The organism is Photobacterium carnosum, from assembly GCF_021236965.1.
In the GTDB taxonomy this organism is placed as follows: Bacteria; Pseudomonadota; Gammaproteobacteria; order Enterobacterales; family Vibrionaceae; genus Photobacterium; species Photobacterium carnosum.
The window spans coordinates 131,258-157,671 of the sequence record NZ_WMDN01000007.1 but is presented as its reverse complement, the minus strand read 5'-3'; the positions used below and the strand labels follow the sequence as shown (position 1 = coordinate 157,671).

The following is a 26,414-nucleotide window of genomic DNA, read 5'->3' as shown; positions in this document are numbered from 1 at the left end:
AACTGGTATCAATAAACGGATGTTTTTTGATACCAGTTAAATTAGGCAAATATGCTGATTTTATTTATATGATCTTAAAATCGATGCTTAACTGTTGCCAATGTTGTTGTAATGCAGCTTTCTGTTCTTCATCCATAGGAAGTTTTTGCAATTGTTCAGGCCACTTATCCCTCGCTTTACTTACCACATCGATTAAATGTGGCTTAATCGCTACCCACGGTGCTCCAACTTTCTCGGCCCATTCTTCAAAGTGTTTCATGGTGATATCAAACCATTGTTTAGTTCCTGTCATATTCAGAGCAAGGTTGTCATGCACTATATACGGAGGAGTGAACACAACATCGTAAAGTGGCGATAAACGCGGTGAATAACCATCATTATAAATTAGTGTCCAATTCTTAAGATGTGCATCACCATTACCAAGCAAGATGTTTATTAATAATCTTCTTGCCATCTGCTGAATATCTTTCAATCGTTCAGAGCTTGATGAATAAAGAACATTGCCCAGAATATCGTAGTTAACACGTTGATATTTGTCTGATGGATAAAGCCCGAAAACTTGAGCGAAATCTTCGGTATGAATACGCCCTTTCTCACAACGATCAAATCGCTTAATACCATAGGCATATCGCTCATCTGGTAATCTAATATTAGGCAAACCTTCAAGATCTTTAAGTTCGATTAGTCGTACTTCAGGTATATCTGCCCCTGCTGTTTCAGCAAGTTTCATACAGGTATACTCATTAACAGGCACACCTTTATGTACAGTCGATGGTGTTTTAATGATCCACATATCCTCAGATATTTCTTGATCTATATGATATCTTCCATCCAAAAGTGATGATGAAAATTTTATCTGTACACCAGCTAAAGAAAATTTAGTATCAGCATGTTTAACATTGATTTGCTGAGGCTCAGTCGATAATCGCTGCTCTAATGCCCAATCAGGTACACTACCCGCTTTTATCGGCTTAGCGATTAGTGCACCAGGCAAGTTAGAACCTAAGTAAGCAAGAATTGAGAATTCATTATCTACGTGGCATTGAAGTACTTTAGCCGTCAACTCTCTTAAAGCGCCTTCTGGTAATAAATTAGATAATACAGGTGGTATCTTATTGGTTCGAATCTGAGGCTTACTTAAATAAACAGGATCGAGCAATTGTCTCAAGGTAAAAACAAACCGTTTATTAATTGGCATTGCGACAAATTCAGGATTGAAGGTCAGTATATTTTTACCGCCAGCATAATGCACAATGATAGCGACATCGATACCGTGCAACTGAAGGTTTAAGCCTTCTACTTTTTCGATCGGCTTAATCATGCATCATCTCCTGAGTTAAACCAAAACCCAAGATCATCAGAGTCATCTTCTAGCTCACTTTTACTTTTTTTATGTTCATTTTGATTATCAGATACATTGTCGATCGAGGAATGAGTCGCTTTTCTTGTATTAGGGACAATGGAAAGCTCTAAATCGAGCCCTTCGAGAACTCTAAGTAATGTCGATAGTTTTACGTCACTCCCCGCTTCAATACGTTGATATTGTTGTTGCTTCATGCCAATTAGCATATACATATCTTTTTGTTCGATACCCAGTTTTTTACGTTGCTGTATAAGCAGCGCTGCAATTTCATCTACATTCTTCACGACACACCTCAAACAACTTAAAAATTGTACCAACCGCCACATACAACAGATTAGTTGTAAATCACCATTCTAACAACTTTAAAGTTGTAACAAGCATCAAATACAATATTTAAGTTGTATTACTAAGAGGATTGGGCGAATTAAAATCGAAGGTTTAACTATTAAAATAAAAAAAGCGCCAGCAAACTTACGTTGCTAGCGCATTAAATAAACCATCATGTTACGAATGACGCACATGGTGGTTAATGATTACATTGAGTGATTACTCATCAATGCCGCAATCAGTACAACTTTGTAATACGATTTCATGTTCAAAAACAGCAGTCTCGCTACCGTCTGCTAGTAGCTCTGCGATTTCTTCCGCTACTTCTTGCTCATCTTCTGCTTTTACTTGATTTGCTAGTGCTTCTTCTGAGTAACCGTAAAAGTTTAATAATAAGTAATCACGCGCTTCATCTTTAGTACAAGTCACGTTCACCAACAATTCTGGCTCAACATTATCTTGTGCGATCATCGCTATTACTTGTGCGATAACCTCTTCTTTCATTGCTGGTGTTAACCAACCAAGATCAGCATTTACTGTGTTTTTTTTGCATTTATAACAAGGCAGTTTATGGAAGTAATATTGAAAGCTAGTCATGAGTCATTTCTTCTTTAAGTTTTGTATAACACGATTATGAGGATTTTCTCACAAAATACTATCTCAATAGGTATTGAAGATAAAAACTCTTGCTGATAAACAAATAAGCATCATCACCGCATTCTTAGATAATACTTATGAGGCATTAATAACCATCACGTTTAATTATAATTGACATATACTATTAATAAATTGAACTAATAAGTAAGTATTACGAATGGATAATATGCAAAAGGGGATCCATTATAAGATCACCCACCCAGCTCATAAACTATGGATGATTGCGTTAGTTGCCGCAGCAGGATCTGCATTATGTATTGGTATTCTTGCCTTTGTAGATGGGGTCGCCAAGGGTGACTATCTATTAGTCGCGCCTTTTGGAGCCACAATGGTGTTGGTCTTTGGTTTGCCACAAAGCCCTTTAGCCCACCCTAAAAATGTCGTATTCGGTCACCTGACGACAGCGATCATAGGCATTATCTTTGCCAATCTTTTACCTGTAACGTTTTGGTCTTTAGGCTTGGCGGTTGGGGTGGGGATTTTTATGATGATCATGCTCAATGTTACCCATCCACCAGCAGGCGGAAACCCGTTGTTGATCATGTTAGGTGCACATACCAGTATTCTGTTCGCGTTTTATCCCATTTTTGCAGGTAGCTGCTTCATTGTTCTTATTGCACTGTTGTACCATGCATTAGTCTCTCGTTTAGAATATGCATGGGTTAATAAACCGAAAGAAGGCAAAGATGTATAAAAAAGTATTGTATGCGCTAGATATCGATTCTAAGCCCTATCTTCTCAAAGCGATTGCTTTAGCTGATCAACTCAATGCAGAACTCTTTGTAGGTTATGCAACGAATCTTGATGAACAACTATTTTCTGATGATGCGTATTTAGGAAATACCGTTGGGGATGATATTGTTAATACAGAAAAAGCCGAGCTAGAAAGTAAAATACAGGCGTTAATTACTGACACGACCATAAATAGAGATCATGTTTGTATTGTTAATGGACCTGTTGGGATGGCGATTGAACGATTAGCGACAAATTTATCGGTTGATCTCGTGGTGATGGCAAATTCTCACCATTATTTTAGTTTTTTATCGAAAAATGCGCTTCTAATAAAATTAGCAACTCACCATGATTTTTTAAGTTTGTCTTAATGGTAAGCGTGTTACATTTTTAGAAAGGCTCTATTTTATAGTCAAATAAAGTAGGGCTTTTTTATTACCTAGATTATCCGAGTTACTCAGCAAGCTATCCTCTTTGCTATTCCCTTCATAGCTAAATCATTCATAGCTGACCACCCATTATGTGCTGTCAGTATCAATCCAGAACAGATGCTCAGCAATAATAGGTTTTAGCTATCGAATGTATCGGCTGTAACGATTTCCTTAAGATCCCTGTTTTGACAATAATGGTTCCAGAGATTTGATTTGCACTACAGCATAAAGAATTAAAATTATATTCAAAAGGATTCCATATTATGATCAACACTGAAATCAAGCCATTTAGCGCTACAGCATACAAAGAAGGCAAATTCGTAGACATCACTGAAAAAGATGTTTTAGGTAAGTGGTCAGTATTCTTCTTCTACCCTGCTGACTTTACTTTCGTATGTCCTACTGAACTTGGCGACTTAGCAGACCATTACGCAGAGCTACAATCTCGTGGTGTTGAAGTATTCTCAGTATCAACTGATACTCACTTCACTCACAAAGCATGGCACGACAGCTCTGACACTATCGGCAAAATCAACTACTTCATGGTAGGCGACCAAGCTGGTAACATCACTAATAACTTCAACGTTATGCGTGAAGGTCAAGGTCTTGCAAACCGCGCTACTTTCCTAATGGATCCACAAGGTGTTATCCAAGCAATGGAAATCACTGCAGAAGGTATTGGCCGTGAAGCTGAAGACCTAATGCGTAAAGTGAAAGCAGCACAATATGTTGCATCACACCCAGGTGAAGTTTGTCCTGCAAAATGGAAAGAAGGCGAAGCAACACTGACTCCTTCTCTAGACCTAGTTGGTAAGATCTAATCTTATTGACCTTAGATGACAATATTCGTTTTTGACGCCGAATCCGAAATAAATATTATTCATCTTACTTTTAAATAATTCACTTATTTAAAAGTAATAAGGCATCAAACATCTCCTCATGTTTGGTGCCTTATTAATTAGAAGACCTTCAAACATATTTACGCCTTTTTATATAGGCAATATGTCGTATTACAGTAGACCCGCATTCATTATCTGCTGTTAAGCCGTGAACAAATTAAAAAGGCAAAATTATGTTAGAACAAAACATGAAGCAGCAACTAAAAGCGTATTTAGAAAACTTAAAAACTGATGTACAACTGGTATTAAGTTTAGATGATAGTGACACTGCACAAAAATTACATGAATTGGCTTACGAGATTGCAGAACTCAACGATAAAGTCAGTGTTATAGAAGATAATAACGCCAGCGTACGTAAGCCCGTAATGCAAGTGATTAACCCAACCAAACAGACTTCAATGAGCTTTGCTGGTCTGCCAATGGGACATGAATTTACATCATTGGTATTAGCACTACTGCACAGCGGTGGTCACCCAATGAAACTAGAACAACCAGTTATCGACCAAATCGCCGCATTAGATCAAGACATCGTGGTTGAGACTTTCATTTCATTATCTTGCCAAAACTGTCCTGACGTCGTTCAAGCTTTCAATATGATGGCGGCGATTAACCCACGCATTAAAGCAAGCATGATTGATGGTGCAGCTTTCCAAGCAGAAGTAACTGAACGTAATATCATGGCGGTACCGACTGTTTATGTAAACGGTGAAGTATTTGGTCAAGGTCGTATGTCGCTAACTGAAATTTTAAACAAGTTAGACACTGGCGCAGCAAAGAAAGCAGCCGTTAGCTTAAATGATAAAGCCCCCTTTGATGTATTAGTGGTTGGTGGTGGTCCTGCTGGTGCTTCTGCTGCCATTTATGCAGCACGTAAAGGTATTCGCACTGGTGTTGTCGCTGAGCGCTTCGGTGGTCAGGTGATGGATACTATGTCTATCGAAAACTTTATTTCAGTTCAAGAAACAACAGGTCCTCGTTTAGCAGCAAGCCTAGAAGAGCACGTAAAACAATACAACGTTGATATCATAAATGAACAACGTGTAAGTAACATTATTGAAGCGGCTAATACTGATGATGGCTATGCTCATATTTACTTAGAAAGTGGCGCAATTCTAAAATCTCGCAGTGTGATCATCAGTACCGGTGCTCGCTGGCGTGAAATGAACGTCCCTGGTGAGCAAGAATACCGTAATAAAGGTGTAGCTTACTGTCCTCACTGTGATGGTCCATTATTTAAAGGCAAACGTACTGCGGTTATCGGTGGCGGTAACTCTGGTATTGAAGCTGCCATTGACCTAGCCGGTATTGTTGAACACGTTACTGTGCTTGAGTTTGCTGACACATTACGTGCCGACCAAGTGTTGATCAATAAAGCAGAAAGCTTGCCTAACATCGACATTATTACAATGGCTCAGACCACTGAAGTTGTAGGTGATGGCACGCGCGTTACAGGTATTAGCTACAAAGATCGTAATACTGATGAAATCAAACACATCGAACTTGCAGGTATCTTTGTTCAAATTGGCTTAGTGCCAAATACTGAATGGCTAAAAGAATCAGCCGTTGCATTAACACCACGCGGTGAAATTGAAATTGGTACTCACGGTAATACTAACGTTAACGGCATCTTTGCTGCTGGCGATGTAACCACCGTTCCTTTCAAGCAAATCATCATAGCTATGGGTGAAGGTGCAAAAGCAAGTTTAGGCGCATTTGATTACTTAATTCGTACACCAGCACCAACTGAAAAATAATTATATCCGTACTATAAATTAATCAAATAAACAAAAGGCCTGTTCTCAATCAGAACTGGCCTTTTTAATATTAAAAAAATAACACACTGAATAATCACCCTTTTAGCTATAAATACTTTATCTAACGTCGAATCAACTGATCTCTAATAATGAAACAATCAAAACCACCATCATATGTATATTTAAACTTAAGCATTAAATGCGTATTTAGCATAAATAACAGTAATAACCATACTTCAAGCCCGTATTATTCTTCAATTAATCAATAATAAAATTAATACCAATAAAAACTATTTAATTTCATTATTGAGTCAATCATCATTAAAAATGTTAATTTTACAAAATAAGGTGCGTTTTACAAAAATAAAAAAACAAATGATCCCATCTTATTTAACACTCTAGAGTTTACTTTTAAATTATTTAAAATCATGTTGTTATAACTTTTTGTTATTTTTACATCTCCCTTTTACGGTCTGTATTCGAAAAGAACCCAGACATAAAAATCACCCGTTTCACAATCAAAACTTATTTCTTTCTGCGTATTTTGTTCCACTTTTTACCCATCTTTCCTCTGGGGTATATTCCTTTAACCAAATCAATCGCACTTTTTAAGTAACAATGATTCCTTTTCTACACTTTTGAGTAATATCTTTTATAACTATTGAGAATTCATATTGTATTCACCCCCCTATTTGAAGCAGGAAGCTAGTTACATGGAATATTTAGAAAGAATTAAGCGTTTAGCTAAAGTTCAAGGCATCAGTCAAAAACAACTTGGTGAAGCGCTAAACCTTCAGCAAGGTACAATGAGCCGTAAACTCTCGGGTAAATACGGTATTGAAGTACGTGAATTAGAAAAAATTGCTGAAACATTAAATACATCAATTGGCTATATTTTAACGGGTCAAATTGACACAGGAACACAAGCAACGACAACTATCAGTACTGAACACGATAGCTCTGCAACCTGCACATATATTCCGGTGATCCATCGTAAAGATTTTTCAGCTTACAATTTAGGTGATTCGGTTGAGGTGATCAGTAAGCGTGCGATCCCCCAGCATTTAGAGCGTGATGCATGTATAGGTCTATTCATTGATAATGAAAACATCTCGCATTGCGCACCAGTGGGTAGCTACGCATTAGCAACTAAAGAAGCCGCTTACCGTCCAAAGCAACCCGTATTTGCTTCTTTACGTGGTAGTGAGCCTGATTTTTATCACATGACTCAACTTGCTGATGGCGTTGTATTCTCGACTTCACAACCTGATTTTCCAAATCTATTTGTCAATAATGGTGAGTTTCAAATTCACGGTTATATTATCCAATCAGACTGGGCTTACGATCGTTAATCACGACAAGCTGCTCAATTAGGGATTAAGGAAGGCTCATCTTTTTAGGTGGGCTTTTTTATTACTTTTATTTCGAACATAAAGCGGTTATTTTTAAACTATTTAATACGTTATTTAACTGAATTTATCATTATGCCTACTATTATTGTCGCCTCAACCAATCCTGCAAAAATTACCGCAGTAATCGATGCATTTAATGCTGCTTTTCCTCAACAAATATTTACCACAACAGGTGTAAGCACTGACAGTGGCGTGCGTGATCAACCATTAACGTGTGAAGAAACATTACTAGGGGCGAATAATCGCGTTATTTCTTGCCGTGAACGTTACCCTGATGCAGATTACATTGTCGGGCTAGAAGCGGGATTAGATGATAATTTCACTTTTGCATGGATGGTGATTGAACACCAAGGTAAAAAATCGACAGCACGTTCTGCTTCGCTACCTTTGCCGCCACTAGCTTTAGCAAAAATAGCACAAGGAATGGAGTTGGGAGATGTGATGGATGAAATGTTTGCTCAACAAAATATTAAACAAAAAGGTGGTGCTATTGCAATGTTAACCCACCATTTATTAAGTCGTAGTAGTGTTTATCAACAAGCATTAATTCTCGCGTTAATCCCTTTTTTACATCCTGAATTATACTAAAGCCAATTCAGTGTGTATGACTAACGCGCGATATTTTAATAACGACTAATTAGCATTATTCTGCGACAGAAGGGGTGTTTTTAGCTAGAAAATCAGCTAACCATGCTTTTGTTGCGTCGTCTTGATGTTTAAGTTCATTTGAACCGCGTGTAATTGTTGCTACCCCAACACCGAGTAACTCACTAATTTTACGCTGACTACGTTCACCATTTAGTAGTTCGTGTACTATGTTCACTCGTGCGATTAAGGCTTCTCTTTCATCATGAGTTAATAATACTTTAAACAGTAACTGATCTCGTTGCTCCATAGAAGCTTGCTGAAGTAAATCTAAAATCTGTTGCCAGTCAGTATATTTTGGTGAGTCTACAACCATTTTCGTTTATCCCGTAAGGCATTATATACGCGATGCAGTGTACCGCGATTTCTACATCAGACCAAGTAAGGGTTATTATCCTAGCCGTTGCTGGCTAAATAATCTTTATATCAATCAGTATGATATTTACGATTAGAACGCTAACACTCATATGGAAATATTCTCTTATTAATAAATAACCGCTACTGTTATTTTTAACATAACAATAGCGGTTAATTTACAACACTCAAGTAATGATTAATAGCGAGCTTTTAGTTCTGAGGGGCTAAATAACACCCCTTTACGTCCCATTAATTCATTATAATAAATATCAAACATCAGCACATTTTGGACATAACCGCGAGTTTCATTAAATGGTATTTGTTCAATAAAGGCATAAACATCAAGTTTACCGTCGGTTACTTTTTTCCATTGTGATACGCGACCAGGGCCGGCATTATAAGAAGCAAAAGCATAAATACGATTATCATCATTTCGCTTTAACATCATTTCTAAATACGCACTGCCTAAACGAATATTCACACTCGGATTAAATAAACTTTGTTTACCCTTGTATTTATAATCAAGTTTTTTCGCTGTTTCTGCCGCGGTTGCTGGCATAAGTTGCATTAATCCACTCGCACCAACATGAGATCGTGCATGAATATTTAACGCACTTTCTTGACGCGCTAATGCCATCATGGTCGACGTTGGAATATTTCGTTGCTTACCAAAGAAATCAAATAACCATTTGTGTGCCAATGGAAAGCGCAACGTCATATGATCCCATAATTTACCCGAAATCGTAGCCTGAACAGCAAGGTAATGCCATTGATGTTTCTCTGCATATACCGCTAATTGACGCTTCGTTTGTACATTGGTGATTTTAGATAACAAATAACCCCATTCACGGTTAGCAGCAGTCACTTTATCAAGTGCTATCAACTCTTTAATACGCACTAAACTCTTTTTATAAGGCTTTAATAATGCGGTCGACGTCGGTGCTTTCGTTAATGGATAGACAATCGGCTTATGTAATATTGTTGCCGCGGCTGCACTGTAAAAGTCACGTTCACCTAATAATGAAGTATAGATTTTATTCGCTTGTTTTTTATTACCGTTTTGCGCTAATAATTTCGCTTTCCAAAATGTCCAACGTGACGTCTGTTGCGCTTCTTTAGGTAAACGATTAACCCATATTTGCGTTTGTTTCCAATCCGCCTCACGAATAGCATTACGCACACGACGCTCTAACAGGCTGGCATTGTCACTCTGTGCTAATTTGCTGTCACGCCATTGCGCTAAGCTCGCATCTGTCGTTGACATAAGACGCGAAGCGACCGCATCAGCCAATGTTTGCTTGGTGGCTTTATCAAAATGCTGTCCGCGTACCACTTGGTCATACTCAGCAACCGCTTGTTGAGTATCGGTACGTGCTAATAATAAAAAGGCATTTTGAGTCAACGCTTGATTAAACGGTGTGACTTTACTTTTTTTAGCGAACTCACCCACATTTTGAGGTTGGTTATATAACGCTAACACAGCCTCACCACTAACTTGCGCATCGCCCGTTAATAACTTATCAAGGTAGCTTAATAAACTTTTATTACCCTTGGCATAGGCTAATACCATGCGATCTAGCACCATCGCATTAGTGCGTTTACCCGCTGCACTCCAACTGTCTAATAAATTATCGCAACTAGCGGGTAACGAACTGCCTGTTTGCCACAATTTACTCGCACCTTGCCACGCTAATTGAGCATGGCCCATTTTCTCTTTGGCGTAATAAAATGCACATTGAAGATCAGTATTACGAGGGACCGCAGGTTGGATCATTAAAAAATCATGCCACCGCCCAGTCCTTACTAATTGGTTTAAATAGCGTGTTTTAATCGACTGACTAAACGGTAACATTTTATATTTATCAATAAACACCTGCACTTGGCTCGATTTTTGAGTCGCCAACTGGGCATTAAATTCACGATACTCCAAATAAGGATAAAGTGGATACCCTCCTAACTTGGTTTTCTCTTGATGAAAGAGTGCCATATCATTGGCTGAAAAAGCAGTTTGGGCTTGTTCATACCATGTACGTTGTTGCGCTAAAGAAGCGGCATGAACAGTCACAGTACTGGTTAACCCAACCGTCAACAAAGCCAATGAAAAAATGCGAGAAGAACTAAATAGACGTGCCACGATTAACTCCATATCAAAAAAACACTAACAAACATGTACAATCCTTGTTCAAAGATAGCAAAAAAAAGCCACATTAACGCAAAATAGTGTTACTTCATAAGCACTAACACACATTCATCGGTAGTAATTACTATAAAGTCTGATTGTGATAGCAACGATAACAATAAACAATCCCTTTCTATCGCTAAAATACATTACTCAACCGAGGAATAAATAACAATTCGGATGAACTTTTAAAGATTATAGGTACTATATAAACTTCATTTTAGAGTAGAGATCACACACGGATATGGCTGATTACGTCTATACCATGTCGCGAGTGGGCAAAATCGTCCCACCTAAGCGTCAAATCTTAAAAGATATTTCACTGAGTTTTTTCCCTGGTGCCAAAATTGGTGTCCTTGGTCTTAACGGTTCAGGTAAATCAACCTTACTGCGCATCATGGCAGGCATTGATACTGATATTGAAGGTGAAGCACGTCCTCAAGCTGGCCTTAAAGTCGGTTACCTACCTCAAGAACCGGTATTAGATGAAACCAAAACAGTACGTGAAATTGTTGAAGAATCGGTTTCTGACGTTAAAGAGGCTTTAATTCGTCTCGATCAAGTATATTCAGCCTATGCTGAACCTGATGCTGATTTTGATGCACTTGCAAAAGAACAAGGCGATTTGGAATCATTAATTGAAACCAAAGATGGCCACAACTTAGGCATGCAACTTGAGCGTGCTGCCGATGCATTACGCCTACCTGATTGGGATGCGGTGGTTAAAAACCTCTCTGGTGGTGAGCGTCGTCGTGTCGCTATTTGTCGTTTATTGCTTGATAAACCCGACATGCTGTTACTTGATGAACCTACCAACCACTTAGACGCCGAATCAGTGGCATGGCTAGAGCACTTCTTGGTCGATTACAGTGGTACTGTGGTAGCGATTACCCACGACCGTTACTTCCTAGATAATGCTGCTGGCTGGATTTTAGAACTTGACCGTGGTGAAGGTATTCCATGGCAAGGTAACTACACCTCATGGCTTGAGCAAAAAGATGCCCGTCTAAAACAAGAATCCACTCAAGAACGTGCTTTGCAAAAAACCATTGAGAAAGAACTTGAATGGGTACGTCAAAATCCTAAAGGTCGTCAGGCTAAATCAAAAGCACGTATGGCACGTTTTGAAGAGCTTAATACGACCGAACACCAAAAGCGTAATGAAACCAATGAACTCTTCATTCCGCCCGGTGAACGTTTAGGCGATAAAGTGATTGAAGTTAGAAACCTCACTAAATCGTTTGGCGATCGCATACTTATTGATGACTTATCATTCAGTATGCCTAAAGGTGCAATCGTCGGTATTATCGGTGCCAATGGCGCGGGTAAATCAACGCTATTTAAGATGTTAAGTGGCGATGAACAACCAGATTCTGGCACTATTGAACTGGGTGATTCCGTGAAACTGGCGTCGGTTGATCAGTTCCGCGATAGCATGAATGACAACAATACGGTTTACCAAGAAATCTCTGAAGGCGCTGATATTCTTAAGATCAATAACTTTGAGATCCCAGCTCGTGCGTATGTATCACGCTTTAACTTTAAAGGCAGTGATCATCAAAAACGCATCGGTGACTTATCAGGTGGTGAACGTAACCGTGTTCACTTAGCGAAACTGCTAAAAGCGGGCGGTAACGTATTACTGCTCGATGAACCCACCAACGACCTTGATGTTGAAACCTTACGTGCACTCGAGGAAGCGTTACTTGAGTTCCCTGGTTGTGCGATGGTTATCTCACACGACCGTTGGTTCCTCGACCGTGTTGCGACCCATATTCTTGATTATCGTGATGAAGGTAAAGTGAGCTTCTTTGAAGGTAACTTTACTGAATACACTGATTGGCTGAAGAAAACCTTAGGGGCTAATGCTGCCGATCCTCACCGTATCAAGTACAAACGTATCACCAAATAATTAGTGTCATCCTATAAAAGAGCTGTTTAAACAGCTCTTTTCATTAAAATAAATCTTCTTTTAAATCAATCGTTTTAATTAAGCATTCATTAATAGATACAATATAACCTCATTTTTGTGATGTGATAACTAGCAATAATGAAAATGAAGACATAGACTGAGTCGCTTATTATTTATCGCTCGTTGGCACTTCTTACACCCAACAATGGCAGCTTAAATTCGTTGTTAATTGTCGACTCTCTCTTACTTATCAATAATAGCTATAAATTATGCCTCATTTAAAACCACCAGCGTCAAAGCCATCATTCATTACTAAATCATCACACTTATTACTACAGCATTATCGTACAGTTATCATCATTGCAGTGTGTGGCCTATTTAGCTACAGCAGCTATTCAATGTTTCACCTTTATCAGAATGCTAAAATTTCGCAGATCAAAGCCCAAAAATTCAGTGCGCAGGCATTAGCATTAAGTGCCTCACTGTTAGAAGAAACGGCAATGAATCAAGATCTCAACCAAGCATTAGCCGCTAAGAAAAAATCATTAATTGCACTGAATCAACGGATTGATGATATGGAAACTGTATTGGGTATTGAGCCACCAGCCGATAACCAAACCATAACCCAACGGGTTGATACGGCAGCGATTAATTCAGCCGTTAGAGCAACATTATTTCAATTAATCCCCAATGGTGCTCCAACCCCTAATGTCCAATTAACATCAAGCTTTGGATCTCGTATTCATCCGATAACCAAAAAACGTAAACGCCATAATGGCCTTGATTTTGCTGCTAAAATTGGCACTCCGATTTATGCGCCTGCCGATGCGGTTATTGAACGCGCCCGTAGCAGTAACTATGGCTATGGAAATCAATTAACCCTTAATCATACCATGGGCTTTATTTCGACTTACTCACACATGAGTAAATTTAAAGTTAACCAAGGCGAGTTTGTTAAAAAAGGTCAACTTATTGGTTTAACTGGCAATTCAGGATTATCAACAGGACCTCACTTACATTATGAAATTCGTTTTTTAGGCAAACCGCTAAATCCGCGACCCTTTGTGAAATGGAACATTGAAAATTTTGATGCGCTATTTAAACAAGAAAAAAATGTCCAATGGGCATCATTGTTAAACACCATCAATAGTATGGTTGCGATGCAGGTGCAGTTAACCGGCGATGAAAATCACAACACGGGTATGACAACAGTCAGTCATACTCAACCGTCACCAAACCACGACGAGCTGTAAACAAGACCAACCTTAATTACCTGTAACGAATAACAAAAAAGGCCGACCACGATAATGTGGTTGGCCTTTTTATTTGAAGCTACTGCTGTTAATAGGATTAATTAGCGCATTGGTATTAGTTAATCAGCTCAATTAACTCGTGGATAGTTTTAACCGCCACAATTTTTGCACCCAACCCTTCCATTGATTTATGGTAGTTACGATAAGGAATAAAGATTTCCGTAAAGCCATGTTGCGCCGCTTCTTTTACCCGAGGCACACCGCTGTCTATCGGGCGCACATCACCGTTAAGGCTTAGCTCTCCCATAATGCAGGTTGTACGCGGCACCACAAATTCATTTAAGCTACTTAATAAGGCGGTTACCAATGCTAAATCGATACAGGTTTCTGATTCATCAATTTTTAAACCGCCGACAATATTGAAAAAAGTATCATGGAAGATTTTGGTCTTCGCGTGCTTACGTAAAATACCCGTCAACATTTTAATTCGATTCATATTTAATCCGACACAAACCCGTTGAGGAAATTCCCCTTCTGTTTCAGTCGTTAAACATTGGATCTCAAGTAAAATATTCCGGTTACCCTTACGAATACAAGTAATGGCAGACCCTGATGATTCAGTGGTTGATCCTGATAAGAAAATTTCACTTGGGTTATCAACACTGAGCATCCCACGCTCGGTCATACGGAAAATACCGACCGTATCGACATCACCAAAACGGTTTTTATTGGCGCGTAGTGTTCGAATTTGACCATCATTGGTATCGATATGCAGTAACGCGTCGACAATGTGAACCAATGTTTGTGGACCCGCAATTTCATTGTTTTTATTAACGTGAGCAATCAAAAACATGGTGACGTTATGTTGTTTACAATATTGCGTTAATGATTGAGCAGCTGTTTTTACTTGTGACGGTGAGCCCGGACTACCATTAGCTAATTCGGTCGATACCGCTTGAATGGAGTCAATAACCGCAAATTTGATCTGTTTCGCGTCTAATTCTGCAATAATAGCTTCAACACTGGTTTCAGCCATTAAATACAAATTATCTTCATTGCAGTCTAATTTAAGTCGATTAACACGGTTTTTAAACTGCGATAACGATTCTTCCGCTGTACAGTATAACGATGGCATTAATTGTGACATTCGCGCCACTAAATCAGACAATAATGTTGTTTTACCTGCACCGGGATCACCCGAAATAATATTGACTGAGCCAGTGGTTAATCCGCCACACAACACCCGATCAAGCTCACCAATGCCGGTTAACATTTTCTGAGCATCAACGGCTTCAATTTCATGCAGTTTTTTAGAGCCACCACCCGCAATACCAGCGTAGCCAGACATACTTGAACGAGCCGAAGTAGCGACCCCAGTTTTGGTATTATGAATTGTAAATTCAGTGATCGTATTCCATGATTTACACCCAGAACATTGACCTTGCCAACGCGCAAAATCCATTCCGCAATCACTACATACATATGCTCGTTTTGCTGCTTTTGCCATTCTAAATCCTACATCATTTATTATTTACAATCGCGAATCATATTAGTGTCAATAAACTATCAAATAACGACAAATATATGTCAGTTAATACTAAATTTTTCACGCTATTGGTCGATGATACAACTAGCCATTTATCAATAGATCCAAACCATGCATCTCGACGATTATAAACCACTGATTGAGCAATTATTGCCAATTTATAACCAGCCTGATTTTGAGGCCGTGTTCCAGTTACTAACTCAACACGAAAGTGGCCCAATACGGCTACAAATAAAAATGGAAATCAATCGCTTAATGACCCCTTGTAATAAGATTATTGATCTGCGAGGGCGCGTTAAAGGCCAATGCCGACAATATACGTTTAAGGGCCTTAATCATTGGCTTGATGATGTCGCGATCAATATTTATCATCACCGTAAGGCGATATTTGCGGATCAATATTGCTATGGTTTATATGAAGAATTAATCAATACCCATAATAATTTTCGTATTCTTCATCAACAACAAAAAATATCACCAAGCAACACGACGCCAACAGATACCCAATATAGCTTATTTCAGGCACAGTTGATTCGATTTGGATATTATCTTAATCGCGAAGAAAAACGACTCAGTATTGCGACGCAAATAGCATTAACATTAGCCAATGAGCAGCAAATCTTAGCCACAACGGTTGATCTTTCTCTTTCAGGAGCAAGATGTAAAGTGCCCACGGCGTTTGACTATCAATTAGGTCAAACCATTACGGCTTCGTTTCCACAACTGGCACAACAATACCAAGATGCTCGACTCAATCAAAGCCACTATTACCGTATTTTAGCTATTGATGATATTCAAGAAAATGACAGTATCAAATGGTTACGTTTACTGGCATTAACTGATAACACGGCCTTACAAGCAATCATTAAACATGATCAACATCAATCGTTAAGTCTTAAAAATCATGATGATAAAATCATTCAGTTACGTACTCAAGGTTATGAGCACTGTTATCTAAAGCACACAATAACGATGCCATTATTTTTTGCTGGAGAAAATCTAAAATACAGCTTATTAACCGATCATAATCAGCATCAATGGCAATATTGGCATGATGAGCGCAATCAGCCAGTGATCAATCATCTGTTGTCTGCAACCCGAATTAAGAATCTTGAGCTAAGTGGTATCTCGCATACCAGTACCCTAATTTATAGTTTCTTCCATGAACATCAAGGCCAACGTTATTTTTACTCGGCAGCGCTGCCTGAAATGACACGTCAACAACGGCTATTATTTTGGCAGATAGGGGCTAAACGCGACAGCTGGCGAGTTATGCGCTTAACGATTTACCCTTTAACGCAAAATGACACCCAAACATTGGCACAACTGACTCCAGAGATGATGCCTTATTGTCAGGACTTATCACACATCGGTACTTTACAAGATTTAACTCATGCTGAAGTACAACCAGACTATCTCTGTGGCATGCCATCGACTTTATCCGCCCAAGAGCTTAATCAATTTCGCCACCCTCGAAACCCAATCAGCCAAGCGGAAGCTATTCATTTTGATCCTAAACCACTGCGTAGTGAATCTCGATTTAATTATAAAACCAGCATTGTATTACAACAAAATCAATATAGGATCAGTGGTTATTTGATTGATTTTTCAAGTCGTGGGCTCAACATTCATTTAGATCAACCACTACGATGTAAGCAAGGCGATATAGTACTGATTGAATTTACTCAATTAGCCCGAAGTACGAAAAATGATATTTTAAAAAAAATGCCATACCAGATTATTCGAACCAGTCCAAATGGTAAAAACATTCAACTCATAACCATTGAAAATGAAGACGGTTTATTAGGCGGGCAATTCCTACGGACCTTAATTGAATTTAACCTTGAAAAATTAGCACTCTGTAAAGAACCTCAACCGTCACCAGCGATGCTATTAACTATGCATCAAATGTTATTAACCCGCCTTCACAGCTTGCCGTATTTTGCAGAAAAAGTAGATCATAAAATAAAGATAAAAGCTGTCGGTTCCAATTTTCCATTATCACCACTTGCCAACATGTTGCATCAGCTAAGTGATAATGACCGCTTGGATCTCGATATTATTTTTAAACAGCGAGTAAAGGAAATGTTGGCCAATCCCATGCGTCCACGAGATAAACCACAATCGCCTTTTATTCATGAATTATATTTAGCGGTTGAGTATCACGATAATCAAATACATAAGATTGAGACTAAACTGCGGGGAGATTTTGAGGATCTTGCCACTCAACGAGTTTATATACAGCAAGCACGTCAGCAGGGTGAATTATTCGCATTACGTATTACGGCGCTACCATTATTAAACCCGCTGACAATACTGATAAGTCAAAAACTCAGTAAATTAGCACGCTTATCGCTGCATCGAGCACGGGCGTTAGAAATAGAATTTACGTCGTTAATGGGCTGTGGTGAAATTTTTGATATTACCGATGAAGTATTGATTAGACTTGAAATACATTAAATCAACCACATTCCGCCCCCTCTGAGCTGCGGAATGTTTGAGGGTAATTAACGTACTCATTGTCTCACTACGCTAACCGCTACCATGCTAATCGCTGTTCGGCTAACGACGCTGATAGAATACAAATAATCGCGCCTAAATCGGCATGTCGAATTGCCACATCCGCCTGCTGCTCAACGTTAGGTTTCGCATGATAAGCAATACCTAATCCAGCGACGTCCATCATCACTAAATCATTGGCTCCATCACCGACGGCGACGGTATTATGGGGTTCAATATCAAACTCTTCAGCAAGCGCCAGTAAAATATCGGCTTTTGATTTTGCATCAATAACATCGCCGATTACTTTCCCCGTTAACTTACCGTCAATAATCTCAAGGGTATTTGAGGTTGCAGAGACTAAATTAAATTTCTGCTTAAGGTGCTCTGAAAAATAGGTAAAGCCACCAGAAGCGATAGCGACTTGCCAGCCATAATGATACAAGGTGGCAATAAGTTGTGGTAACTCGGGCATTAACGGCAACGTATCGCGTACTTGAGTTAAAATAGCGGCATCGGCCCCCGCTAACGTTGCTACACGTTGACGTAAGCTTTGTTCAAAATCTAACTCGCCTAACATCGCCCGTTCAGTCACCGCGGCAACCTCTTCACCCACACCCGCTAATGTGGCGATTTCATCAATACATTCAATCTCAATCGCAGTTGAGTCCATATCTAACACCACAATCCCAGGCATTGATAAATCAGGAATATCGCTCACGTAAGCAAAATCTAACTGCTGATCCAATACTCTCTGTTGGTGCTCTAATGTCAGTTCACTGGCAATCAAAATCGCATCATATGATCCTACTTTCCATGCCGCTACAATCTCAATAGCACTCAAAGCCACACCATTAATTGCATCAATATTATCGGTAGTAATGTGTTTACCATAGACCAACCAATTGGCTTGGCGTTTACTGGTATTGGTGACGGATAATATTTCTGGAAAGCGTTTATATAAGGTCGGGTGTTTGTTGATTTTGAGTACGTTCACAACGTCCATTGTGTCATCCTTAACAATTTAATTACTATAAACCTAACGATTGTACTCTTGAAGAGCAAGGTCAATTGTAAGTTTAGTGTTACATAAATAACCGAATAAAAACCAATTATTGACATAAAATCATCAACTTAAGATTGATTTTATTGACTATTTATTAACGCCCATTATTTGTTAATAAACTTTAACACTTCACTCTAAGGGGAAATAATCATCCATTATTTTTTTAGTGTAGAATAACTGTAATCAACATAATCGAGTGATATGAATGATCCAATGGAACACTAAGCGATGGCAACGTCAGCGGCTACAAAAAGCCATGATATTGTTTGTATGCCTATTAACATCTATTGGCATACTGCAATATGGCTCGATACTGAGCCAACAAAACTACCAAATGCTCAGTGAGCAGACTCAAGCCTTATCACAAATTATTATTCGTCAAGCGGCTAACAATGCTGCGGATGATATTGAAAATAAAAATCAGCGCCAACTGCAATTATTAGTCAATAATTTAGCAGCAGAACCTCTTATATTAGATGCAAGTATCTATAATATTGAAGGGGTGGCACTCGCAAAAACCAAAACAGCATTGCCATTAGAGCAACTGACGGGACTTTCGACACCATTAGCACTTGCAAGTATTGGTCGTCAGCAAATTGCCGAACCCGTATTGATGAATGGTCATATTATTGGCTTTATGCGCATCACTCTAGAGCACGATAAATTACTGGTTAATGCCATTGATCACATGTCGACCATGACTGCGATTATTCGCGGACTTATTATTGCAGCACTAATTATTGGAATTTTACTGACCATCGTCTTTAGTCGTCAACGTTATCAAGGCAGTTTTCCTTTTCTGCATAATCAGCACCCATAATCTTATCTTTCGCACATAAAAAAGCGGCAACAGCCTTAACTGTTACCGCTTTTTTTAATACTTATGACAACTGATATACAGTATCAATCAAGCATTCGATTACTCAGCATCGCCAAGTAATACTGATTCTAGTGCAATTTCAATCATCTCGTTGAACGTTAATTGACGCTCTTCAGATGTTGTTGCTTCACCACGTAGAATATGGTCAGAAACAGTACAGATAGTCAGTGCTTTAGCACCAAACTCTGCCGCTACGCCGTAAATACCAGCCGCTTCCATTTCAACACCAACAATGCCGTATTTATCCATTGTTTTGAAGAAATCGAAATTAGGATTGTAGAACAAATCAGCTGAAAAGATATTACCTACTTTAACAGGGATACCTTTTGCTTTTGCTGCATCTACTGCATTTTGTACCATACCGAAATCAGCAATTGCTGCGAAATCGTGGCCACCAAAACGGATACGGTTTACTTTAGAATCTGTTGATGCACCCATGCCAATAACAACATCACGCAATTTAACGTCATCACGTACCGCACCACAACTACCAACACGGATAAGTTTCTTCACGCCAAAGTCTTTAATTAACTCTGTCGCATAGATAGAACAAGAAGGGATACCCATACCGTGGCCCATAACAGAGATCTTACGACCTTTGTAAGTACCAGTGAAACCAAGCATGCCACGTACGTTACATACTTCTGTCACATTCTCTAGAAATGTTTCAGCAATGAACTTAGCACGTAGTGGATCACCAGGCATCAGTACTACGTCTGCAAAATCACCCATTTCAGCATTAATATGTGGAGTAGCCATCGTTATATCCTTTTGTTAATTGAATCAGCAATCAGTGGCGATAACGTCTTTTTACATTCACGCACAACTGATTACTAATAACCGTTTAATATCGATCTGATGACGATCGTTATCGTACAAATATATCCATTTTTATACTAATCAAGGCAATTAATCCAATAATTCCTCACCTTGATGATTAAGATAATGCCAGTCTATTACGTTTTATAGAAATGACTTACCGTAATCCATATCAGAAGTACCAAAATGTGTCGCTAAGCTTTGACCAATATCAGCAAATGTTTCACGACGACCTAATGAGCCCGCCTGAATTTTTGGTCCAGTTACGATCACTGGAATGTGCTCACGTGTGTGATCAGTACCAGGCCATGTTGGATCACAACCATGGTCAGCAGTAATAATTAATACATCGTCTTCTTTTAGCAATGCTAAAATTTCAGGTAAACGACGGTCAAAATATTCTAATGCTGCGGCATAACCAGCAACATTACGACGGTGGCCATAAGCTGAGTCAAAATCAACAAAGTTAGTGAATACGATGCTGTTATCACCCGCAACATCAATTTGCGCTAATGTTGCATCAAATAAAGCAGGAATACCGGTTGCTTTTACTTTACGAGAAATACCACAACCCGCATAAATATCAGAAATCTTACCGATAGAAATAACTTCGCCTTGCTTCTCTTCAACTAGCTTTTGCAAAATAGTAATTGCAGGTGGCTCAAGAGATAAATCACGACGGTTACCCGTACGCTCAAATTGACCTTTGCCAGCACCAATAAATGGACGCGCAATAACACGACCAATATTATAATCTTCTAGCTCTTCACGGACGATATGACAAAGTTCCATCAGCTTATCAAGACCGTAAGTCTCTTCGTGACATGCAATTTGGAATACAGAGTCAGCCGATGTATAGAAAATTGGTTTACCAGTTCGCATGTGCTCTTCGCCCAAATCATCCAGTATTTGTGTACCCGATGCATGGCAGTTACCTAAATAACCGTCTAAGCCTGCACGCTCAAGGATGCGATCAGTTAGTTCTTTAGGGAAACTATTGGTTTTATCACTGAAGTAGCCCCAATCAAACAATACTGGCACACCTGCAATTTCCCAGTGACCTGAAGGGGTATCTTTTCCTGATGATATTTCTTGCGCATGGCCGTAAGCACCAACGATTTCAACATCAGCATCCATACCTTCAGGGAAATGACCACATGACTCTTCACACGCTTTGGCTAAACCTAACTTAGTCAGGTTTGGCAAATAAAGAGCACCACTACGATCACCGTTATCAGCTTCACCACGCGCACACGCTTGAGCAATGTGACCTAGGGTATTTGCACCTACATCACCAAAATCAACCGCATCTTCCGTCGCGCCGATACCAAAAGAATCTAAAACTAAAATAATTGAACGTTTCATGTTTGCTCCGTTATACGTCTTGTTCGCCAATACGACGGTATACTTCAGGGGTTGGCTCTGACTGCGTATCAGCAATACTGATATTGGCACGAACCGCTTTAGCCGCTTCTTGCCATTGTGCTTCAGTACGGGCGTGTACCATCGCTAGTGGGGTATCAGCATACACTTCATCACCAAGACGAATCATATTTGATAAACCAACTGCATAATCGATACTATCACTAGCGACACGACGACCACCACCCATACCGACAACAGCCATACCTAAACCACGGGTATCCATCGCAGTTGCAAAACCAGTTGTTTCAGCAAAGACAGGTTTAATGATTTCTGCTTTATCAAGATAGTTATCATAATTATCGATAAAATCAGTTGGACCACCAAGACCTGCAACCATTTTGCCAAAACGTTCAGCTGCTTGACCATTATCTAACACAGTTTGAAGTTTCGCACGTGCTTGTGGTAAATCAGATGCTAATTTACTGATAACTAACATTTCAGCACATAATGCCATCGTTACTGCATATAAACGCGGGTTACGGTATTCACCCGTTAAAAACTGTACCGCTTCGCGAACTTCAAGCGCGTTACCCGCTGTTGATGCTAACACTTGATTCATGTCAGTCAACAATGCGGATGTACATGTGCCCGCACCGTTAGCAACCGCCACAATTGATTTAGCTAATTCTTCTGATGCTGCGTAAGTTGGCATAAATGCGCCTGAACCTACTTTTACATCCATGACTAAGTAATCAAGGCCTGCCGCTAATTTCTTCGACAAAATAGACGCGGTGATTAATGAAATATTATCCACTGTAGCCGTTACATCACGGGTCGCGTAAACACGTTTATCCGCAGGGGCTAAATCACCGGTTTGACCAATAATAGCCACACCTGCTTCTTTGGTTACTTTTCCGAACACTTCATTGCTTGGCGTAATGTTGTAACCTGGGATTGATTCCAGTTTATCTAACGTGCCACCTGTATGACCAAGACCACGACCAGAGATCATTGGTACATAGCCACCACATGCCGCTACCATAGCGCCCAGCATTAAAGAGGTCACATCACCCACACCACCGGTTGAGTGCTTATCAACAATTGGGCCATCAAAATTCATATGGCCCCAATCAATCACCATGCCTGAATCACGCATAGCGCATGTTAATGCCACGCGCTCATCCATGGTCATATCATTAAAATAAACCGCCATTGCAAATGCAGCAATTTGGCCTTCAGATACCGTATTTTTAGCAACACCTTGAATGAAGAAATTAATTTCATCAGCTGTTAGAGCAATGTTGTCGCGTTTTTTACGAATAATTTCTTGAGGTAAATACATGACGATCCTCTTATTGATATGTATTTCAATCGGGAAAATTAACTATTTATTTATAAAATTTACGTACACGAATCCACTCAGTGATGCCAAAACATCATTGGGAATAGCATTAAATAAAATAGATAATTGCAGCTAATATAAAATAATTAGCGTTAAGAATAATAAATGAAAATTAAGGTGGCATGACACCACCTTATTTAGCTAAAGCTTAGTAACCGCCTTTTGCCGCTTGCTCGCCTTCACCTAACGTGTGAAGTAAATTAGCAAGTAGGCTTGATGCACCAAAACGGTAATGACGGCTATCAGCCCACTCTTCACCCAGAATAGTGTTTGCCATGGCTAAATATTGTTGAGCATCTTCAGCAGTACGTACGCCACCAGCAGGCTTAAAGCCAACTGTTTTTGCTACACCCATATCTTTAATCACATTCAACATGATTTCAGCATATTCAGGTGTTGCATTGACTGGCACTTTACCTGTAGATGTTTTAATAAAGTTAGCACCTGCATTAATACAAATTTCAGACGCTTGCTTAATAAGCGCTTTCGTTTTTAGCTCACCGGTTTCGATGATTACTTTAAGAAGCGCATTATCACCACACGCTGCTTTACATTGCTTCACAAGCTCAAAGCCTACTTCTGCATTGCCAGCCATTAGCGCGCGGTATGGAAATACTACATCGACTTCATCTGCACCGTAAGCAACAGCCGCTTTTGTTTCAGCAACTGCGATCTCAATATCATCGTTACCGTGCGGGAAGTTAGTTACTGTTGCAACACGTACATCAGGTGTACCTTGCTCACGTAGTTGCTTCTTAGCGACTGGAATAAAACGAGGGTAGATACATACTGCAGCAGTGTTACCAACCGCTGTTTTTGCGTTCTTACATAGCGCGATCACTTTTTCATCAGTGTCGTCGTCATTTAATGTTGTAAGATCCATTAATTTTAATGCACGTAGTGCTGCAGCTTTTAAATCGCTCATGACTCTCTCCAGTCGTAATGTTTGATCGCGGTAGTGTTAATATTGCTACCTGAATACTCAATATGAATTCAGCAGTGATTCACTGCGGTGCAACGACATTCACTATCGCTGTCATCTATAGTCGGACTTTATTCCTTGAAGACCCAGAAACACAAATAAATCGATTCTGATTACTATCCTTAGTACCGCGTAGGCTACCCCGTATAAGATTAAGTCACCCTAATCTATTTAGGTTTTACCACCTTATAATACCAACTCAACCACAACTCGACCATCAAACTCGTGTTTCCTGTGGTGGATAATATGTTTACTGAAATCAAAAGTGTTTTCGCAACTCATGCAACTGAGACATAAAAAAAGCGCTTTTTTGCATGATTTTTATTTATGATGCAAATAACATCAATAAGGAGATCAATAACAACCCCGCGACTGTTTCTATAAGAGAATAATAACAGAGTGAAAATTCAGAAAGGGGAACGCAATCGATTTTATTACATTAAGCAAAACTTAAATGGAATCGCTTTTCTCTAAACAAAAAAAACGCCACAGCATGAGCCATGGCGTTTCTTCTCTGAGGTAACTATTTACGTATAACTATGATGCTAAGGTAATAAACAAACCTGCAATGGTTGCTGACATTAGGTTAGATAATGTACCTGCCGCAACAGCCTTCATACCAAAGCGAGCAATTTCAGCACGACGCGTTGGTGCTAGACCACCTAAGCCACCCAGTAGAATTGCTACTGAAGATAGGTTAGCGAAACCACACAATGCGAATGAGATGATAGCTTTAGTCTTATCTGTCATTTCTACGCCAGTTTGTGCTACTAACATGCCACCATCAGCGACATCTTTTAGGTAAGGGGCAAAGTTTAGGTAAGCAACAAATTCGTTAACAACAACCTTCTGACCGATAAATGAACCAGCAACTTGTGCTTCACCCCATGGCACACCAATAAGGAATGCAAGTGGAGCGAATACATAACCTAGAATCAATTCTAGTGTTAACTCAGGCATACCGAACCAACCGCCGATACCACCAAGCATACCATTCACTAATGCAATCAAACCGATAAACGCTAGTAGCATTGCACCAACGTTTAGTGCTAGTTGCATACCAGATGATGCACCCGCTGCTGCTGCATCAATAATGTTCGCTGGTTTTTCTTCATTTTCATCTTCATCGTTACCTGCGATTTGCTCAATTGGCTGCTCGGTTTCAGGTTTAATGATTTTAGCAAATAATAGACCACCAGGAGCTGCCATAAATGAAGCGGCAATCAAGTACTCTAGAGGCACACCCATTTGTGCGTAACCTGCAAGTACACCACCCGCTACTGACGCCAAACCACCACACATTACTGCAAACAGCTCAGACTGAGTCATCTTAGGAACAAACGGACGAATAACCAAAGGCGCTTCTGTTTGACCTACAAAAATATTAGCTGTTGCAGACATTGATTCTGCGTGAGAAGTACCCAGTACTTTACGTAAACCGCCACCCAGAACATTGATAACAACCTGCATTACACCGATGTAGTACAACACGCTGATAAGTGCAGAGAAGAAAACGATAACTGGCAATACGCGTAATGCGAATACAAAGCCACCGCCACCAAATAATTCAAACATTTTGTTTGATGTTAAACCACCAAACAAGAAGTTAATACCGTCATTACCATAACCAATAACGTTAGCTACTGCTTGAGACATGCCATACAGCACATCACGGCCTACAGGCACATAAAGAACAAAGGCACCCAAAAGAAATTGGATAGCAAATGCACCACCAACAGTACGTAAGTTGATCGCTTTACGGTTATCAGATAGAAGTACGGCAAGTAATAGCAGTACCACCATCCCAACTAGGCTCATTAGCAGGCTCATGATTTATGGAATCCTATAGTTAAGTTTTGGCGTATTGACAGTTAGGCTCTTTTATAGAGCCCGCGCATTATACTCATGGAGTTACGGATGATGTAATGCAAAGA

The 26,414-nt window shown here is 39.5% G+C and carries 22 protein-coding genes; 10 read left to right on the top strand and 12 right to left on the bottom strand.

The window, feature by feature from the left end; translation table 11 throughout:
• Window positions 1–64: 64 nt before the first annotated feature.
• The 3 genes from GLP24_RS09215 to GLP24_RS09205 all read right to left on the bottom strand — a co-directional run bounded on the left by GLP24_RS09215 (window position 65) and on the right by GLP24_RS09205 (window position 2,287).
• Window positions 65–1,321 (bottom strand): type II toxin-antitoxin system HipA family toxin, encoded by a 1,257-nt coding sequence (locus tag GLP24_RS09215; protein ID WP_232598224.1) that lies wholly within the window; start codon window positions 1,319–1,321, stop codon window positions 65–67.
• Window positions 1,318–1,647, bottom strand: a complete 330-nt coding sequence (locus GLP24_RS09210; RefSeq protein ID WP_107272913.1) for a helix-turn-helix domain-containing protein — start codon at window positions 1,645–1,647, stop codon at window positions 1,318–1,320. The genes GLP24_RS09215 and GLP24_RS09210 overlap by 4 nt, the downstream gene beginning before the upstream one ends.
• A gap of 262 nt (window positions 1,648–1,909) precedes the next feature.
• Complete coding sequence (locus GLP24_RS09205; RefSeq protein ID WP_152653744.1) at window positions 1,910–2,287, bottom strand: hypothetical protein; 378 nt, start codon at window positions 2,285–2,287, stop codon at window positions 1,910–1,912.
• Window positions 2,288–2,504: 217 nt separating this feature from the next.
• Between GLP24_RS09205 and GLP24_RS09200 the strand changes: the two genes are divergently transcribed.
• The 6 genes from GLP24_RS09200 (at window position 2,505) to yjjX (ending at window position 8,163) form a co-directional block, all read left to right on the top strand.
• Complete coding sequence (locus GLP24_RS09200; protein WP_101768216.1) at window positions 2,505–3,041, top strand: HPP family protein; 537 nt, start codon at window positions 2,505–2,507, stop codon at window positions 3,039–3,041.
• Window positions 3,034–3,450, top strand: coding sequence for a universal stress protein (locus GLP24_RS09195; RefSeq protein ID WP_101768217.1), 417 nt, complete (start codon window positions 3,034–3,036; stop codon window positions 3,448–3,450). Before GLP24_RS09200 ends, GLP24_RS09195 begins: the two co-directional genes overlap by 8 nt.
• Window positions 3,451–3,773: 323 nt before the next feature.
• A complete protein-coding gene (gene ahpC, locus GLP24_RS09190) occupies window positions 3,774–4,331 on the top strand; it encodes an alkyl hydroperoxide reductase subunit C (RefSeq protein ID WP_101768218.1) in 558 nt (185 codons plus the stop codon).
• 251 nt (window positions 4,332–4,582) lie between these two features.
• The gene (ahpF, locus tag GLP24_RS09185) at window positions 4,583–6,163 is read left to right on the top strand and encodes an alkyl hydroperoxide reductase subunit F (protein WP_101768219.1); all 1,581 of its coding nucleotides are present in this window, start codon (window positions 4,583–4,585) and stop codon (window positions 6,161–6,163) included.
• Window positions 6,164–6,876: 713 nt separating this feature from the next.
• Window positions 6,877–7,515, top strand: a complete 639-nt coding sequence (locus GLP24_RS09180; protein ID WP_101768220.1) for a helix-turn-helix domain-containing protein — start codon at window positions 6,877–6,879, stop codon at window positions 7,513–7,515.
• A gap of 132 nt (window positions 7,516–7,647) precedes the next feature.
• Window positions 7,648–8,163: an inosine/xanthosine triphosphatase gene (yjjX, locus tag GLP24_RS09175; RefSeq protein WP_101768324.1), complete on the top strand. Its 516-nt coding sequence runs from the start codon at window positions 7,648–7,650 to the stop codon at window positions 8,161–8,163.
• A 55-nt stretch (window positions 8,164–8,218) separates the two neighbouring features.
• Here yjjX and trpR read toward each other — a convergent pair whose 3' ends face one another.
• Complete coding sequence (trpR, locus tag GLP24_RS09170) at window positions 8,219–8,536, bottom strand: trp operon repressor (RefSeq protein ID WP_101768221.1); 318 nt, start codon at window positions 8,534–8,536, stop codon at window positions 8,219–8,221.
• A gap of 237 nt (window positions 8,537–8,773) precedes the next feature.
• The gene (gene sltY, locus GLP24_RS09165; protein WP_232612905.1) at window positions 8,774–10,711 is read right to left on the bottom strand and encodes a murein transglycosylase; all 1,938 of its coding nucleotides are present in this window, start codon (window positions 10,709–10,711) and stop codon (window positions 8,774–8,776) included.
• 289 nt (window positions 10,712–11,000) lie between these two features.
• Between sltY and ettA the strand changes: the two genes are divergently transcribed.
• Window positions 11,001–12,668 carry an energy-dependent translational throttle protein EttA gene (gene ettA / locus GLP24_RS09160; RefSeq protein WP_101768223.1) on the top strand — a complete coding sequence of 556 codons (1,668 nt, stop codon included), beginning with the start codon at window positions 11,001–11,003 and terminating at the stop codon, window positions 12,666–12,668.
• Window positions 12,669–12,937: 269 nt separating this feature from the next.
• Window positions 12,938–13,921, top strand: coding sequence for a M23 family metallopeptidase (locus GLP24_RS09155; protein WP_232615897.1), 984 nt, complete (start codon window positions 12,938–12,940; stop codon window positions 13,919–13,921).
• A 115-nt stretch (window positions 13,922–14,036) separates the two neighbouring features.
• Here the strand turns inward: GLP24_RS09155 and radA are convergent, their stop codons facing one another.
• Complete coding sequence (radA, locus tag GLP24_RS09150; protein ID WP_232615896.1) at window positions 14,037–15,428, bottom strand: DNA repair protein RadA; 1,392 nt, start codon at window positions 15,426–15,428, stop codon at window positions 14,037–14,039.
• 150 nt (window positions 15,429–15,578) lie between these two features.
• Between radA and GLP24_RS09145 the strand changes: the two genes are divergently transcribed.
• Window positions 15,579–17,927: a PilZ domain-containing protein gene (locus GLP24_RS09145; RefSeq protein ID WP_232615895.1), complete on the top strand. Its 2,349-nt coding sequence runs from the start codon at window positions 15,579–15,581 to the stop codon at window positions 17,925–17,927.
• A gap of 79 nt (window positions 17,928–18,006) precedes the next feature.
• Here GLP24_RS09145 and serB read toward each other — a convergent pair whose 3' ends face one another.
• Window positions 18,007–18,972, bottom strand: coding sequence for a phosphoserine phosphatase (serB, locus tag GLP24_RS09140; RefSeq protein ID WP_232615894.1), 966 nt, complete (start codon window positions 18,970–18,972; stop codon window positions 18,007–18,009).
• Between the two features lie 265 nt (window positions 18,973–19,237).
• Here serB and GLP24_RS09135 point away from each other — a divergent pair, with 265 nt between their 5' ends.
• Entirely contained in the window at window positions 19,238–19,852 is a 615-nt protein-coding gene (locus tag GLP24_RS09135) for a YtjB family periplasmic protein (protein ID WP_152653738.1), read from the top strand.
• Between the two features lie 99 nt (window positions 19,853–19,951).
• Here the strand turns inward: GLP24_RS09135 and deoD are convergent, their stop codons facing one another.
• The 5 genes from deoD to GLP24_RS09110 form a co-directional block, all read right to left on the bottom strand.
• A complete protein-coding gene (gene deoD, locus GLP24_RS09130) occupies window positions 19,952–20,671 on the bottom strand; it encodes a purine-nucleoside phosphorylase (protein ID WP_045039527.1) in 720 nt (239 codons plus the stop codon).
• 204 nt (window positions 20,672–20,875) lie between these two features.
• Window positions 20,876–22,096 (bottom strand): phosphopentomutase, encoded by a 1,221-nt coding sequence (gene deoB, locus GLP24_RS09125; RefSeq protein ID WP_101768229.1) that lies wholly within the window; start codon window positions 22,094–22,096, stop codon window positions 20,876–20,878.
• Between the two features lie 10 nt (window positions 22,097–22,106).
• Window positions 22,107–23,438: a thymidine phosphorylase gene (deoA, locus tag GLP24_RS09120; RefSeq protein WP_101768230.1), complete on the bottom strand. Its 1,332-nt coding sequence runs from the start codon at window positions 23,436–23,438 to the stop codon at window positions 22,107–22,109.
• Window positions 23,439–23,646: 208 nt separating this feature from the next.
• Window positions 23,647–24,423 (bottom strand): deoxyribose-phosphate aldolase, encoded by a 777-nt coding sequence (gene deoC, locus GLP24_RS09115; RefSeq protein WP_232575987.1) that lies wholly within the window; start codon window positions 24,421–24,423, stop codon window positions 23,647–23,649.
• Between the two features lie 594 nt (window positions 24,424–25,017).
• Complete coding sequence (locus GLP24_RS09110; protein ID WP_101768232.1) at window positions 25,018–26,310, bottom strand: NupC/NupG family nucleoside CNT transporter; 1,293 nt, start codon at window positions 26,308–26,310, stop codon at window positions 25,018–25,020.
• Between the last annotated feature and the right edge of the window lie 104 nt (window positions 26,311–26,414).

Bases quoted from the DNA above. Each gene is read 5' to 3' on its own strand.
- deoA (WP_101768230.1), bottom strand. From the start codon at position 23,438: ATGTATTTACCTCAAGAAATTATTCGTAAAAAACGCGACAACATTGCT.
- GLP24_RS09110 (WP_101768232.1), bottom strand. From the start codon at position 26,310: ATGAGCCTGCTAATGAGCCTAGTTGGGATGGTGGTACTGCTATTACTT.
- GLP24_RS09205 (WP_152653744.1), bottom strand. From the start codon at position 2,287: ATGACTAGCTTTCAATATTACTTCCATAAACTGCCTTGTTATAAATGC.
- yjjX (WP_101768324.1), top strand. From the start codon at position 7,648: ATGCCTACTATTATTGTCGCCTCAACCAATCCTGCAAAAATTACCGCA.
- GLP24_RS09195 (WP_101768217.1), top strand. From the start codon at position 3,034: ATGTATAAAAAAGTATTGTATGCGCTAGATATCGATTCTAAGCCCTAT.
- GLP24_RS09200 (WP_101768216.1), top strand. From the start codon at position 2,505: ATGGATAATATGCAAAAGGGGATCCATTATAAGATCACCCACCCAGCT.
- ettA (WP_101768223.1), top strand. From the start codon at position 11,001: ATGGCTGATTACGTCTATACCATGTCGCGAGTGGGCAAAATCGTCCCA.
- GLP24_RS09155 (WP_232615897.1), top strand. From the start codon at position 12,938: ATGCCTCATTTAAAACCACCAGCGTCAAAGCCATCATTCATTACTAAA.
- ahpC (WP_101768218.1), top strand. From the start codon at position 3,774: ATGATCAACACTGAAATCAAGCCATTTAGCGCTACAGCATACAAAGAA.
- radA (WP_232615896.1), bottom strand. From the start codon at position 15,428: ATGGCAAAAGCAGCAAAACGAGCATATGTATGTAGTGATTGCGGAATG.
- deoC (WP_232575987.1), bottom strand. From the start codon at position 24,423: ATGAGCGATTTAAAAGCTGCAGCACTACGTGCATTAAAATTAATGGAT.
- ahpF (WP_101768219.1), top strand. From the start codon at position 4,583: ATGTTAGAACAAAACATGAAGCAGCAACTAAAAGCGTATTTAGAAAAC.
- trpR (WP_101768221.1), bottom strand. From the start codon at position 8,536: ATGGTTGTAGACTCACCAAAATATACTGACTGGCAACAGATTTTAGAT.
- deoD (WP_045039527.1), bottom strand. From the start codon at position 20,671: ATGGCTACTCCACATATTAATGCTGAAATGGGTGATTTTGCAGACGTA.
- GLP24_RS09145 (WP_232615895.1), top strand. From the start codon at position 15,579: ATGCATCTCGACGATTATAAACCACTGATTGAGCAATTATTGCCAATT.
- GLP24_RS09180 (WP_101768220.1), top strand. From the start codon at position 6,877: ATGGAATATTTAGAAAGAATTAAGCGTTTAGCTAAAGTTCAAGGCATC.
- serB (WP_232615894.1), bottom strand. From the start codon at position 18,972: ATGGACGTTGTGAACGTACTCAAAATCAACAAACACCCGACCTTATAT.
- GLP24_RS09215 (WP_232598224.1), bottom strand. From the start codon at position 1,321: ATGATTAAGCCGATCGAAAAAGTAGAAGGCTTAAACCTTCAGTTGCAC.
- deoB (WP_101768229.1), bottom strand. From the start codon at position 22,096: ATGAAACGTTCAATTATTTTAGTTTTAGATTCTTTTGGTATCGGCGCG.
- GLP24_RS09135 (WP_152653738.1), top strand. From the start codon at position 19,238: ATGATCCAATGGAACACTAAGCGATGGCAACGTCAGCGGCTACAAAAA.